This is a genomic window from Exiguobacterium sp. PHA03, assembly GCF_041945985.1.
In the GTDB taxonomy this organism is placed as follows: Bacteria; Bacillota; Bacilli; order Exiguobacteriales; family Exiguobacteriaceae; genus Exiguobacterium_A.
Genome location: NZ_JAUTYQ010000001.1, coordinates 2,000,984 through 2,015,574, shown reverse-complemented (window position 1 = coordinate 2,015,574; position 14,591 = coordinate 2,000,984). Strand labels below are relative to the sequence as shown.

Here is a 14,591-nt window from a genome sequence, read left to right as displayed (position 1 = left end):
GTAAAAAACAGGATAGCGGATCGCTATCCTGTTATTGAGTATCCCCAATTTCTTAGGCGTTTTGACGTTTACGTGCGAGGACAAGACCAACTGCTCCAAGTGCAAGACCGAATACTGCGATCGCACCAGTTGTTGCAGCTGTGTTGTTGCTATCGCTCATACCACCGTTACCTGTGTTCGGCATTGATCCTGGAGTACCATCCATGAACTTCTCTGGTGATTGTTTGACGATGGCATCACCGAGGTTAGCTCCTACGCCGTACATGTAAGCGTAAGACTCACGGAATGTGTCGACAGAACCTTTGTAGTCGCCTTCCACATACTGCATGAATGTATCTTGGACGTACGTCTCGTGACCGGATACGGCTTCTTGTGCTGCTTTTGTTGGAAGGTTTTCTTCTGTAGCCGCACCAAGGAATGCACCGAAGTCGTTCGAGAACATTTTGAGCATATCTTGCGCGTCACCCATCAATTTCTTGTCGTCGTTGACGGCTGCTGTGACAAGGTTCGCTTGGGCTTCGATGTGATTTTTCGTCCAAACTTGTTCGAATTGATCGGCACCGGCTTGACCGTAGATCGATTTGATGGCTGCTTTGAAGTCAGCTGTGTGCATATCTTCAGCCCAGTTTGCCGCATCGTAATCTTTCGCTTGGTCAACGCCAGCTGTCATGCTGAGGTTTGCAAGAGCAACGTGTTCAGCGGCGAGGCTGTTGAGTGTTGAACGAAGATCTGCTGCTTTTGAGTCAGCTTTCGTGTTGTCGAATTTCTCAGGCATCTGTGTTGTGATCGCAACAGAGAGTGCTTTTGAGATGTCATACATACGGCTGTATCCTTCGCGGAACGTGTTGTACGATCCTTCGTAGTCACCCGCTGCGTATTGTTGGAACGTTTTGTAGACGTCTGCTTCGTGAGCACGGAGAACTTCTTCAGCTGCTGCTTTCGGGAGTTTACCTTCCGTTGCTGTATCGAGGAAGCTTGAGAGATCTTGTACGAACTCTTCTGTTTCTTTCTTCGAAGCGTTGATACCGTCTTGGTCGTCCGCTTTTACGGCTTTTACGAGGTCAGTCGTATATTTGTTGTGAGCAACGAAGATCTTCTCGAATTGTTTCGCGCCTTCGTCACCGTAGACAGAAGCGATTGCTGGTGTCATGTCGAGTGCGTTTTGTTTGAGTGCTGCTTCGTAGTACTGTGCGTCTTTTGAACCGTCATATTGTTTCTTCATGTCCATGACGGCAAGAACGAAGTGCTCAGAGAGTAATTGATCGAGTGTGGCACGAAGGTCAGCGGCTTTCGTTTTGACCGTGACGTTTTTCGGTGCATCTTGTTTCATGTCTTCTCCGCCACCGGAAGCGAATGCTGCCGTTCCTGGTAGTACGAGTGCTGCTGCCATTGCTGATGCTGCGAATTTTTTCGTGTGTTTCATCTGAAATCATTCCTCTCATTTTTTGGTTTATTTGGTAGGTGTTTCTTGCCTGTTCTGAATAGCTTACGCATCACTGGTCGATTTGGATTGCATGAAGTTTTATTTTTTTCAAAAGACTGTTGAAGTGATGTTTCATGCCATCTGGTGTACCGTTGCTGCGTCGTTCTGGAAAGCTTACGCCGAGCAGTTCATTTTGGATTTAAAAAAATCGTAAAAACCCGCAGATCGTGGGAAACTGTTTTTCTGCTTCCTTATATACACAAACTAAAATTTTTTAGAGAAATTGCCTGTCTGGTCGTGTTACACTAATTGCGGAACACGTTTTGTAGCGAATTTGGAACTATTTAATACCAGGTACTAATATGCTATACTGTTCTCAGACTGAATCAATGAAAGGTGATCAAGATGGTACAAAACCAAACAGGCACGGATCAGCCAACGCGTGAACGCCTGAAGAAGCAACAGCCTTCGAACCAGGAAACCGGCAATCCGGAGCACAAATCAGAGCGACGTCTTCGTGCGTACTCGACACGCCGAGTCCCGATCATCGTACGCGTACTGATCGTTCTCGTTCTCATCGTCGTAGCACTGATCGTCGGCGCAATGGTGGGTTATGCGACGTTTGGTGGTGGCGAGGCAATGGATGTGTTAAAGCTCGACACATGGACCCGCATCACCGATTTTTGGATGAAATCTTAATTTTAATCAGTGATGGGAGCTGTCGAATATGTATACAATCGAACAAATCAAGGAAGTCATTCCGCACCGGTATCCGTTTTTACTCGTTGACCGCATTTTAGAAGTCGAAGAGGGAAAACGTGCCGTTGGAATCAAGAACGTGACGGCGAACGAAGAATTCTTCAATGGCCATTTCCCAGAATACAATGTCATGCCTGGCGTCTTGATCGTCGAAGCACTCGCACAAGTCGGTGCCTTCGCTGTGCTGAAGATGGAAGAAAACCAAGGGAAGCTTGCCTTCTTCGCAGGAATTGAAGGATGTCGCTTCAAACGTCAAGTCGTTCCCGGGGATCAGCTCCGCCTCGAAGTCGAATTGACGAAGGTCCGTGGACCAATCGGTAAAGGTCGTGCCACAGCCACAGTCGATGGGGAAGTCGCCTGTGTCGCTGAACTGACGTTTGCTATGAAGTGAAGCCAACATGAAACGCTGGCTGATCCCTCTTGCGATTTCCTTACTTGTCATTCCGGGTTGTCAGCGCGCGGAACAAGCGAAGACCGCTTCCCCGACGGTCATCGTAGATCCCGTTAAGCGCGCGGGGCAGACCGAGAACATTTCCGCACAGGTCACGCTGACGGAAAATGACCGGATGCGTCTCGTCATCCGGACAGCAAATGACATTCGGCTCGATGACCAACAGGTCGATATCCGCCTCGATGTCGCCAATCAATCGATTCCGTTTCCGTTCGTCTCCTTCCAAGCAAAGAAGATGGGGGAAATCCGGACCTATACGTCCGATACGACGATTGAAAAAGAAGTCTTCGATGACCAGCGTCTTCCGGTCCTCATCATTGATGCAGGAGCAGGGCGTGGGATCGAGATTCCGCTTGAGATCGTTAAATAAGACAGCAGGGTGAGCGTTTTGCTCCAAATGCTGTCTTATTTTTGTTTTGTTTTAAGTCATCAGGGTAATCAAAACCTATACAAAGGAGGAATCAATATGGATCACGCAGTACAGCAACGACTGACGGATTGTATTCTCGCCTGTAATCATTGTTTTGATGCTTGCCTGAACGAGGAACATGTCGGACATATGTCAGATTGTATTCGACTCGACCGCGATTGTGCCGATATCTGTAGCTTATTGCTGCAAGCGATCGCTCGAAACAGCGCAAATGTCGCGGTCCTTGCAAAGGCATGCCAAGAAATCTGTGAAGCATGTGCGACTGAATGTAGCAAACACGATCATGACCACTGCCAAGCTTGTGCGCAAGCATGTACGGAATGTGCAGAAGCGTGTCGCCAGCTTATCTAATACCTTGTCCTTGGACGAGGTTTTTTTATTATAAAAAAATAGCAGGAATTCAAGAATTCTTCTGGTTATTTTTGGCGGATTTGTTTACTATTTAGGGAGGTAATATTAAATCACGATAGGAGTATACATACACTTATGAAAAAACTTAGCTTACTTTTGATGGCACTCGTTGTTGCATTTGGTCTGAAGTTACCGGTCTATGCGGAAACAGTCGAGTGGGACGTCACAGGAACGGGCACAGGTCCGTATACGTTGACGTTTGAAGGCACAGGCATCGTCGATATCACGTCTGAGACGGCACTTGTCTTTGAAGACGGCGTAACAGGAAAAGACGTCAACATCGAAGAGACACCGGTCGTGACGTTCACGGCAGAGACGGCACCTGTCGTCAAGGTCGTCTCAGCAGATGGCCAGCGGACGGTTCTCGTCCAATTCGGTAAAGTCGTTACACCAGATGAGCCGACGACAGACGAACCGACGACAGACGAACCGACGACAGAGACACCAAAGACGGATGAGCCAGTCACAGAAGATCCAGCGACAGACGAACCCGTCAAGGAAGAACCAACACCGGAAGAGCCTGTGAAAGAAGACCCGGTCAAGGAAGAGCCGACATCGGAAGAACCAACGACCGAAAAACCAGAGACAGGTGATGACGCGACACCGACACCAGTCGAAACACCGACGACGGCAACGATCGAAGGAACGATCTGGTTCGATGAGAACGAGGACGGGATCCGTCAAGAGAAGGAAACACGTCTCGATGATATCCTCGTCTCTTTGATGAATCGGAACGAAGATGTCATCGATGAAGCCTACACGAAGAACGGCACATACAGCTTCAAGAATTTGAAGCCAGGAACGTATGAAGTGGAAGTCGACGGATATGATATGGGTTACTACTTCTATTCCGAGCAAAACGTCGGTGACGACCGGACGATCGATTCCGATGTCGACGAAGACATGGGAACGAAAAAAGTCCGTCTCGTCGCAGGACAAACGGAAGTGATTGACGCTGGTCTCTACGGCGACGAAGAGCTTGACGGTATGTTCGAGCATTGGTTAGCTGTCGTCAACTTCTTTGATGCGAACGGCAACCAAAAGCCAGATTATGACGAAGGAACAGTTCCTGCGACATATACGGTGACGGATGCAATCACAGGAAAAGACGTCTATCAAGAGAAGATTTCGAAAGATGATCTAATGATGATCCAGCTCGATCCAGGTACATACACAGTCAAGACGGAAGTCGCAGAAGGCTACACGGTCAAAGCGATGCACCACCTTGACATGGATGACTTAATGATGGATATGGATGAAGAAATGTATGAAGATTATGAGTCATTCGCTCAGCAAGCAAAAGCGATGAAATTGATGGCGAACGATGAAGAAGCCTTGACGCCAGAAGAACAAGAAATGGTTGATGAGTTGTTGAAGTACTTTGAGCGGAAATCACCGGAAGCGGGTGTGACGATCGAAGAAGGTAGCCTCGGTACGATCTTGCTCGCAGAAATTGCGAAAGTAGAACCGGTCGCGAAGCCAACGCCAAAACCAACAACAACACCAACGTCAACAAAAACGCCGGTCAAAGCAGTCGATGCTGCGACAAAACAGTCGACGACAACAGCAACGGAGACATTACCACAAGCTGGCGAAGATAAGCCATTCCCATACGCAGCAACAGGAGCAGGTCTTGCTGTCGTAGGTCTTTGGTTACTCGTTCGTCGTGGAGCTTAATCATTTACAGGGGGACCTTCTACAAGGAGGTCTCTTTTTTGATGTGTGTATTCTTTGACACACACGCACACATGTGTGTATAGTAAAGGTATTACTAAAAGGAAAGAGGGATGACGATGTTAACGACAAAACAGATTAGTGAATTGTTACGCGTCTCAGAAGAAACGGTCCGTCGCTGGATCCGGACAGGTGAATTACATGCTGAACAGGACGGAAAAGGGTACCTTGTCGATGAGTTGGCACTGAAACGTCTCGTTGATCAGAAGTCGCAAATTCCAGGTACAGCGATGAATAAGATTCTCCCGCTCATCCAAGACATGTTCGGACCGGAAGCAGCGCAGTTCGCAAAATCGAACCTGTTCGATCCACTCCGTCAATCGATGGAACAGGCACCCCCGAAACCGGAAGCGTCGACAGAGTCACTCGCAGAAGAACTCGATCGCCTGAAACGGAAAAAACGTCGTCTTGAACTCGAGCATGAACTGAAGTTACTAGAGATTGAAGAAAAAATTGCGGCGGTTGAACGGAAAGTTCAATCGTAAAGACAAAAAGCGATGTTCCCGATATAGGAGACATCGCTTTTTTCGTTTCGCTACAAGAAAAACCCACTTCACGAGGCGGAAGGGGTTTTGTCGTTTGTTTGTTTCTTTTTTCGTTGCCAGTACCAGTAAGCAAGTCCCAGTCCAATCGGGATTGCAGCCAGATACGGATTGGCTTCGATGAAGCCGATCATCTCAAAGAGCGCGAACCATCCACTGAGTAAACCGAGGATGAGTAAAATCGTCCGTAGTGCTTCGGGAAGCTTGCGGATCCGATACGCAATGAGACAGACGAGGCAAAAGATAATGATAGCCACGAGCATTCCTCCCATTCCCGTAATCCAGTATAGCGTATTCGGAAAGCTTTTTCGATGCACAAATCTTCTCCTCTCCCGTATAGTGGAGACAGAGAAACTATCGAAGGACGTGATGGAATGCAACTGACAGTGATTGGAACAGGATATGTCGGTCTTGTGACCGCCATCGGACTGGCTGAAAATGGACATAACGTGACATGTGTCGACTTGAACGCTGATCGGATGGCCCAACTGACACGAGGAATCCCACCGATTAAGGAAGAGGGAATCGAAGAAGCGTTAATCGCGAATCAACATCGAATGACGTTCACGACGGAATATCCAGTCGCAAAGACATACCTTGTCGCTGTCGGAACACCAGAGAAAGCGGACGGCAGTTGCGACTTATCAGCGGTAGAAGCCGTCGTCGCCCATATTGAACGAATCGCACCAAGTGCGGCTGTCGTCATTAAATCGACAGTGCCACCTGGTACGACGATGCAACTAGCGATGCAGTATCCGACGTTACGCTTTGCAATGGTGCCTGAATTTTTACGGGAGGGCACAGCACTCGCTGATATGCGAAAGCCTCACCGTGTCGTCATTGGAACGAATGATGAAGACTTATCAAACGAACTTGCGACACTATTTGCGACGACCGCTCCTCTTGTCGCAGTCGATCCGACGACGGCAGAGTTGACGAAGTATGCAGCGAATAGTTTTTTAGCAGTGAAAATCAGTTTTATCAATGAAATCGCGCGACTAGCAGATGCAGTTGGTGCTGATGTCTCTGATGTCGCAAAAGGCATCGGTCTTGATCCACGGATTGGCTCCTCGTTCTTACGGGCTGGAGCTGGATATGGCGGATCTTGTTTCCCGAAAGACATCGCAGCACTTACGACGCTCGCTCGTCAGCATGATCAGCAACTTCACGTCATCGAAGCAGCTGATAAGACAAATGAAGCACAACTGGACTATGTGTTACAAAAAATCCAACCGCGGACAGGATTGCGCGTGGCGCTACTCGGTCTCGCCTTTAAACCAGGAACGGATGACTTACGTGATGCGCCGGCATTACGACTAGCGACACGTCTTGAGCAATTCGGTGTCATCGTAACCGGATATGACCCTGTTGCACGGACGCTACTCGACCAAAAGCAAACGGTCGAAGAGGCGTTACAGGACGCAGATGTTGCCGTCATCATGACGGAGTGGGAAGAACTCCGTCTTATCACACCAGAGCAGTTCATTCGTCAGATGCGTCAGCCACGTGTCGTCGATGGACGTAACTGTTGGTCGTTTATGGATCATCCGGGTGGTGTTCAATACGAAAGTATTGGACGCCCTTCTAAATCATTTTCGAACAATCGTACCATTTGACCTGTCATGATAGGTGAGACCCACGCGGACTCACCTATTTTTTTGATGAAAAGGAGCAGACGAATGGTCATTGATTATTTCGCAGTCTTACCGAGTGGTAAAAAAGGAGCGCTAGAGCCGCACTGTCTGACGCAAGGTACCTGGTATCAGCGTATCAATGAGGAGTTGTTCCGGGCAATTCATTACGGGGCGGGCATCATCCGGATACGAGATAAGGGAGCGGAGCTGCGGATTCCGATTGAGTTTGGGTTCGGTTATGTCCTCCAGTACTTGCGCCAGTTTACGGAAGCAGAGCGACAGGACGGACGAAAGCGTCATGTCTTGCAACGTCAACTTGATTGGATTGGTCGTGGATTACCGATTGAACTCAAACGACGTGGATCAAAAATCGAGATGTGGGCCGATGATGTGCATCGGCTACATCGTGAATCATTTCTTCGAGCGATCGAAAAAGCGGATCATTTCATTTCATGAAACCAAACTTTATTTTAGTAAAACGAAAACAAAACAGAAATTTAATATAATGTAAGCGTTTTCTTTAAAGGGGTAAATCCAAAAATTAATTTCCATGCACAGCCCGTATAAATATATTTTATCTTACTACTATTCCCCTATTTTTTACAAAAAATCTATTGTGGCGTCTTTTCTAGTTTTGTATATTTGACGTGTAGCATTCTTACCGATTCTCAAAAACGAAACGGTGGTGTGCACGAATCTACAATAAAAATAGCTTTTTGAAGCGGTTTTGGCAGTATCTTTAGTTCATCCCAATCGGATACATATGAATCACGGATAGATCGTCTTGATGATAGACGAATGATCGCACGTGAAACAGAACGTACTCCTCCTAAGACGACTAAAGAATTTTTTGACTGCTCTAAAGTAAAATATTTCTATATTTTACTTATATTGTAGATTTAAAATTGGGATTTTCGCTTTTGATTTGTTAGAAAAGAGGAGGAATAGTAAACATGGGTTATTCGAAGAAAACGAACAAATTGTACGCTGCTGCAGCTGCGCTTGCAGTCACGGCGTCTGTCGTAGCTCCGGTTGCTGCTGATGCAGCATCGAAGGTCTCGGTTAAATACATCTCTCCAATCTTGATGAAACATGCAGGTGGTTCGAAATACGCAGTCAAGAAATTGACGCTTCCGACGAAAGTCAAAGTCAAACTTTCAAACGGCAAGTATGAGATGCGCTCAGTCAAGTGGAGCGGTTCTGTCAAATTCGAAAAGAAATACATCAACAAATACCAAGTTCTCTACGGTAAGGTAGCCGGTACGACGAAGAAAGCAGTTCTTAAAGTCGAGCTTCAAAACTATGTCGTAGATATCATCGAACCAGTCCTCGAACCGGTTGCTGTTGGCGGAAAAGTTCAATTGCCAAGCACAATCAACGTTCAATACAAATCAGGTATCATCGTCAAGCGCCCAATTAGCAAGTTCAACCTCAAAACTCCATCGACTTCAAAAGCAGGCAAATATAAATTAGCTTACACGTACAAAGGTGCTAACTCTGTCGTAACAGGTTACATCAACTACGAAGTTAAGGCAGCAAACATCTCGAACGTCATGGGAAGCGTTGATGATCAGAAGCTTTCAGTCAAAGCAGACGTCATGTACCCAGCAGTGGGCGCGAAGGCAGAACTCTTGATCTACCCAGGCAAAAACATGTCAGCTACACCAATCGTAGCGAAAGGAACGCTCTCGAAAGGGAAGTTCATGGCATCGCAAGGTGGTATTCCAGAAGGAACACACAGCTATGTCGTCAAAGTCGGCGCTGTCAAATCAGCTGCGATGGACTTCACGATTGCAAGCACAGTCCTCGCTTCAGCAAAAGCAATCGGCAAAGAGAGAGTCGAAGTTTCATTCTCGCGTGCCGTTGACTCTGTCACAGCAGACAACTTCAAAATCGAAGGTGCGACAGTTAAATCCGCGACACTTAGCCCAGACAAGAAATCAGCCGTTCTTGAAGTGGAAGGACTCGAGTATGGCAAAGACTACTCAGTTGACGCGAAAGGAATCATGGTCGGTGGCGTCGTGAAGGATCTCGGTTCGCTCAGCTTCATGACACAAAGTGTTGAAGATATTTGGATGCTAGAAGTATCACCAAAAGCTTCGACAATCGTTGCGAACGGAGCAGATAACACGGAAGTGACATTCGCTCTTAAAAACAAATCGACGGGTGAAGTCGATAAAAATGCAGATGATATCGTCTTGAAATTGTCGACATCATTCGGTGCTCTCGCGAAAGATCGTGTCACGATCCAGGACGGTAAAGCGACGGTTCTGTTGACGTCTGAATTCAGTAATACAGATATCGAAGCAATCATCAAAGCAGAAATCATTGAAACGGCAGCTGGAGATTACAAAAACCTAATCGGTAAGATTGCTGGAGAAACGAAAGTCAAATTCAGCACGATCGCTGTGACGCCTGCTCCAATTGAGATGATCAATGTTCTTGCAGCTGAGTCGAACCAAGCAGATCGCGTAACGATCTTCCTTGATAAAGCCGTCTCACGTGAACTTCTGCTTAAATCATTTGGACTCGATAAAGTCATGCAAGGTCTTCATGAAGAAGATTACCTCGCAAACGATAACATCCAAATCGAACAATTCGAGGGAACAAAACGTGTCATCGGTGTCAAAGCAGTTCCTTCGAATCCAAAAGCATTCGAGTTGATCTTGGACAAAGAAACACCACTCCAAGATAACGCAGTCGTTAAGCTGACAGCGAAAATCACGAGCAACACGGATACAGAAGTCAAATCAAAAGCAAGCTTCAAGTTAACAGATGCTCGTCAGCCTGAAGTCACTTCTGTTAAGGCTGTAGGGTTGAATCAACTCGAAGTGAAATTCTCTGAATCTGTTGCTACAGCTGATTTCAAAATCGACGGTCAGTACGGCGGGAAGTACTTCGACGTCCTCCATTATGGATTTGATAATAAAATGGGTATCGATCGCCGTGATACAGTCAAAATCACTTTAAAAGATAACTATCCAGGTCTTAAACAAGGTTACTTCGCAGCGGGTAAACACTCACTTCAAGTATCAAGCATTTACGACTATGCAGCGCTTTCTGATGAAACGAATATCGGTACGACTCAAAACCTTGACTTCACAGTTGCAGCAGACACGGTTAAACCGACAGCTGGTGTTGTAGTTGAGTCGCCTGAACAATTCCGTATCATGTTCAGTAAAGGTCTTAAAAAAGCGAACATCTTAGCATTGCTTGATAATGAATTGAAGTTTGAGCGTTACAACTCGAATACGAAGAAATATGAAGACTTCAGCAAATATGTGGACGTCACGTCGTATAACAAAGAGACGGGCGAAGCAGTCATCGAGTTGATGAAGGACTGGACGGAAATCTATGATACCGTCAACACGAAAGAAAACTACTACAACGATAAATTCCGCATCACACTCGCGAAAGATGCGATTCAGGCTGAAGCGAATGGAGAGAAGAATGACGCACTCGTGCTTGATTTGAACTATGATGGGTCTCCTCTTAATTCACCAGATCTGAAGAGTGCTGAGATTAACACGATTGATCGCTTAGCACCAAGTAATGATTTCGTTGTTATGATGAGTGAGCCTGTTAAAATCCGCGATCTCGATGAGTACAACACGCCACTCATTAATAGTGATGGTGTAGTCTTACCTCCGAAGACAACTGTTGAATTCATTGGTAAAAACAAAGACGGAAAAATCGTTACAATCGATGGTTCGGTCCTTAATTACACGGATACAACAGACAAAAACTTCCGCGTCGCAGCAAACGAGAATCTACAAAAGCTTGTTGACATGGAAGGTTACGGTGAAGAGTGGAAAGTCGTCGTCAAATCACTTTCTGATGATGTCGGCAACACAGTTGCGACAGCGACACATGATTTCAAACTCATGAAAACACCACCAACACCAGTCTTATCACCATTTGAAATCCTTAAGGTCACTGCTAATGAGAAAAACGAGAAAGATGTCATTCGCATCAAATTCACAGAGGGCGTTCAGTACTCTGGTATGTACGATGCGACAAGTACAGCGAATTATGTCCTGAACGGAAAAGCACTTCCGGTCGGAACAACGATTTCGCTTGCTGACTCAGATGACATCGTATCGAACGGACTTGATATCGTGAAGATCAAAGTCCCAGCTGGTACGCTGAAAACGTTGTCGAACGTCATCGTCGTCAATAAAGATCTTCAGTCGTATGACAACTCTGTCTTGACTGGTGGTTACGAGAAAGCTGTTCTTCTCGGATTGAACTAAGGAATGTGAACCTCTTTCTACTTCGGTAGAAGGAGGTTTTTTCGAGGAATTAGCGCAATCGATTGCATTTTGGAAAATCTATTTACTTAATTTGAAAAATCAGGCTTATATTCATCGTAATAAAATGTTAAATTATGTGATGTTATTTGGAAATTCAGGTGGAAATATTAAAAAACATATATAGATAAAGGAGATTTAATCCATGAGAAGAACGAAAAAAGTATCTGTTGGATTGTTAGCAGCAGTCGTCGCAACAAGTGGACTCACCTATGCACCAGAACGCGCACAAGCATTCACAGCAGGTGAGAAACTCGACAACCGTGTCATCTTCCAAAGCTTTAGCCTCTTCCAGCCGTATGAAAGCAACATGTACAGGACGCTTGCGAAAAAAGGAGATTTATTGAACACATGGGGCGTGACGGATGTCTGGCTTCCACCTGCCTATCGTTCATTTGACATGGCTCGTTATTTAGAAGGATATGCGATTGCCGATCGATATGACCTTGGTGAATTCCCGCAAGGACCGGGTGGTACGATTCCGACGAAGTACGGAAAAGCCTCACAACTCGAGATGATGGTCGATATGTTGCATGACGATCACATCAAAGTCCAAATGGATCTCGTACCGAACCAAATGCTTGGTCTAAGTCAACGGGAAGCAGTTTATGTTCGTCGTGCGACGGGTTCAGGTAAACCATTCGCAAATCCATTCACAGGTGGCGAAACGACGAAGACCCTCGCGACTCCTTACCTCGCTTACACAAAAGGTGGCGGTATGGGACAAGCGAAATACGGCTACATCAAAGAATGGAACAAGTCGTATCTCAACGGAACCTCTCTTCAAGGTCAGGGACTTGGACGGATCATGACGGACCAAGACGGGAAAGCCTACCGTTTCTTTGGTGTCGATCACGCGGACAACTACTTGCCAGAATGGTTGCTTGAAGCAGCAAAAACGGGACACATCAACACGGTCGATTCGTATCTCGCGACAGATGGCTGGTATGAAGTATCAGAGGATAACTGGAAACCGATGTTGACGCAATACACAAAAGACACAGGCTATCTTCCGTTCATGCTCAAGAATGGCTTTGCATCAAAAGAAGATTTGTTGACGTCTAGTGAAGATAAGAAAATTGCAGACTTAACCAATCAATACATGAGTACAAAAGCGGAGTATGGTTATGGTTCAGAAGAACGTTCGTTCCAAAACGATAACTCTGGTATCGATACAGAAGATCAGTTCCTCTTCGTCGATGAAAAGGGCACGCCGACGCAGACGATCAATAACACGATGGCAAGAAATGATGAATTCCTAGTCGGTGTTGACCTCGCGAACTCGAACCCGGAAGTCATCAAGGAACAGAAGAACTGGATGAAGTGGATGCTTGAAACGTATAAGTTCGACGGATTCCGAATCGATGCGGCGTCGCACTATGATAAAGCGATTCTAAAAGCAGAAGCAGAGATCTCGAAAGCGCATTTCGGAAAACAAGATTACTTGAGCTATATCGAAAGCTATAAAGTGTCTCAACGTTCGTACATGAAGGAAAACAACAACGAACAACTCATCATGGACTCTGATTTGTACTTCACATTGCGTTCAGCGCTAAAAGCTTCGCAAAAACGTCCACTTCGTGATCTTGCGAAACTCTCAGTCGTAGACCGTGAAGGGTATGGCGCGACAGATGTTCAACCAAACTGGTCGTTTGTCAATAACCACGACCAAGAGAAAAACCGCGTCAACCAAATCATGCTCGATATGTTTGGCATCAAGGCGGGTGCCCAGTACAGTAAAACGGATCAGCCGAAGTCGTTTGAGAAGCTGTACACGAAAGAAAAAGAAGCAAAAGCACTCGCAATCTACAACAAAGAGCTTGCTAGTCCGACGAAGAAATACTCAACGGAAAACATCGTCGCTCAGTATGCGTTCCTTCTTTCGAACAAAAATACAGTTCCGACGGTCTACTACGGTGATCTCTACCAGACCGATGCATCGTACATGTCAAAAACGACACCGTACTATGACGAAATCACGAATCTCTTAAAAGTACGTAAAAAATACGCGTACGGTAAACAGTTCGTGGCTTACCATACATCGAACACATCAAAAGAAGCTGGGAAAGATTTGATTTCAAGCGTTCGCTTCGGGAAGAACCGTAACACGGGTGTCGCGACCGTCATCGGGAAAAATGCAGGTCTAAATACGACGATTCCAGTCAACATGGGTAAAACACACGCGAACCAAGTCTTCGTTGATGCAAGTGGTGTCACGAACACGAAACTCGTCACGGATAAGAACGGTATCTTGACAGTTCCGGTCAAGGGTATCAAGACGGCGGAAGTCAACGGGTACGTCGGCGTCTTCGTTCCGCAAGCAATAAAAGCACCAGTCGCAACGATCAAAGCCGGTGCAGTCTACCAAGGGAAAGCGTTGAACTTGAAAACGACAATTGCAAACTCAAAATCAGCAATCGCTTCGACTCGCTACCGTGTCCTCGATACAAAAAAAGCGACAGTCGATTCAAAAGGTCGCCTGACAGGTAAAGCAACAGGGAAAACGACGGTTGAAGCAACGGTTACGTTAAAAGATGGTTTTGTTTTGAAGACGGTTTTGCCGATCGAAACAAAAGCAAACAGCGTCACGCTGAAAGCAACAAAAGCAACACTGAAGAAGAACCAGACGACACGGATTGCCTATACTTCAGCAACGGATAAAATCAAAGCCGTTCAGTATACGTCAGCAAACAAAAAAGTCGCACAAGTCTCGTCACGCGGTAACGTTAGAGGTATTAAAGCAGGCAAAACGACTATTCGTGTCACATACACGACAGTTGGAAACTATAAAGTCGTCAAAACATTCACAGTCACCGTCAAGTAACATCAAACACCACTCTCAACACGAGAGTGGTGTTTTTTATGATTTGCGTCAATGTTTCACTATATTCCACATA

At 46.1% G+C, this 14,591-nt stretch carries 12 protein-coding genes; 10 read left to right on the top strand and 2 right to left on the bottom strand.

Annotation, left to right across the window (positions count from 1 at the left end; all coding sequences use genetic code 11):
• Positions 1-52: 52 nt before the first annotated feature.
• Positions 53-1,423 carry a copper amine oxidase gene (locus Q7C19_RS10475; protein ID WP_290788647.1) on the bottom strand — a complete coding sequence of 457 codons (1,371 nt, stop codon included), beginning with the start codon at positions 1,421-1,423 and terminating at the stop codon, positions 53-55.
• Positions 1,424-1,828: 405 nt separating this feature from the next.
• Here Q7C19_RS10475 and Q7C19_RS10470 point away from each other — a divergent pair, with 405 nt between their 5' ends.
• From Q7C19_RS10470 to Q7C19_RS10445, 6 genes are all read left to right on the top strand, one after another.
• Positions 1,829-2,122, top strand: a complete 294-nt coding sequence (locus tag Q7C19_RS10470; protein WP_056064243.1) for a DNA-directed RNA polymerase subunit beta — start codon at positions 1,829-1,831, stop codon at positions 2,120-2,122.
• Positions 2,123-2,150: 28 nt separating this feature from the next.
• Positions 2,151-2,573 (top strand): 3-hydroxyacyl-ACP dehydratase FabZ, encoded by a 423-nt coding sequence (gene fabZ, locus Q7C19_RS10465; RefSeq protein ID WP_029342716.1) that lies wholly within the window; start codon positions 2,151-2,153, stop codon positions 2,571-2,573.
• A gap of 7 nt (positions 2,574-2,580) precedes the next feature.
• The gene (locus tag Q7C19_RS10460) at positions 2,581-3,003 is read left to right on the top strand and encodes a hypothetical protein (RefSeq protein WP_035410579.1); all 423 of its coding nucleotides are present in this window, start codon (positions 2,581-2,583) and stop codon (positions 3,001-3,003) included.
• A gap of 96 nt (positions 3,004-3,099) precedes the next feature.
• Positions 3,100-3,414: a four-helix bundle copper-binding protein gene (locus Q7C19_RS10455; RefSeq protein ID WP_290775128.1), complete on the top strand. Its 315-nt coding sequence runs from the start codon at positions 3,100-3,102 to the stop codon at positions 3,412-3,414.
• A gap of 135 nt (positions 3,415-3,549) precedes the next feature.
• A complete protein-coding gene (locus tag Q7C19_RS10450) occupies positions 3,550-5,151 on the top strand; it encodes an SdrD B-like domain-containing protein (protein WP_375092100.1) in 1,602 nt (533 codons plus the stop codon).
• 116 nt (positions 5,152-5,267) lie between these two features.
• Complete coding sequence (locus Q7C19_RS10445; protein WP_035410570.1) at positions 5,268-5,693, top strand: helix-turn-helix domain-containing protein; 426 nt, start codon at positions 5,268-5,270, stop codon at positions 5,691-5,693.
• Positions 5,694-5,761: 68 nt separating this feature from the next.
• Here Q7C19_RS10445 and Q7C19_RS10440 read toward each other — a convergent pair whose 3' ends face one another.
• Entirely contained in the window at positions 5,762-6,013 is a 252-nt protein-coding gene (locus Q7C19_RS10440) for a hypothetical protein (protein WP_231496907.1), read from the bottom strand.
• Between the two features lie 111 nt (positions 6,014-6,124).
• On the opposite strand from Q7C19_RS10440, the gene Q7C19_RS10435 reads away from it, so the two are divergent.
• The 4 genes from Q7C19_RS10435 to Q7C19_RS10420 all read left to right on the top strand — a co-directional run bounded on the left by Q7C19_RS10435 (position 6,125) and on the right by Q7C19_RS10420 (position 14,518).
• Positions 6,125-7,366, top strand: coding sequence for a UDP-glucose dehydrogenase family protein (locus Q7C19_RS10435; RefSeq protein ID WP_375092099.1), 1,242 nt, complete (start codon positions 6,125-6,127; stop codon positions 7,364-7,366).
• 63 nt (positions 7,367-7,429) lie between these two features.
• Entirely contained in the window at positions 7,430-7,840 is a 411-nt protein-coding gene (locus Q7C19_RS10430; protein WP_056064263.1) for a hypothetical protein, read from the top strand.
• Between the two features lie 497 nt (positions 7,841-8,337).
• The gene (locus Q7C19_RS10425) at positions 8,338-11,637 is read left to right on the top strand and encodes a hypothetical protein (protein WP_375092098.1); all 3,300 of its coding nucleotides are present in this window, start codon (positions 8,338-8,340) and stop codon (positions 11,635-11,637) included.
• A 202-nt stretch (positions 11,638-11,839) separates the two neighbouring features.
• Positions 11,840-14,518, top strand: coding sequence for a glycoside hydrolase family 70 protein (locus Q7C19_RS10420; RefSeq protein WP_375092097.1), 2,679 nt, complete (start codon positions 11,840-11,842; stop codon positions 14,516-14,518).
• Positions 14,519-14,591 lie beyond the last annotated feature (73 nt).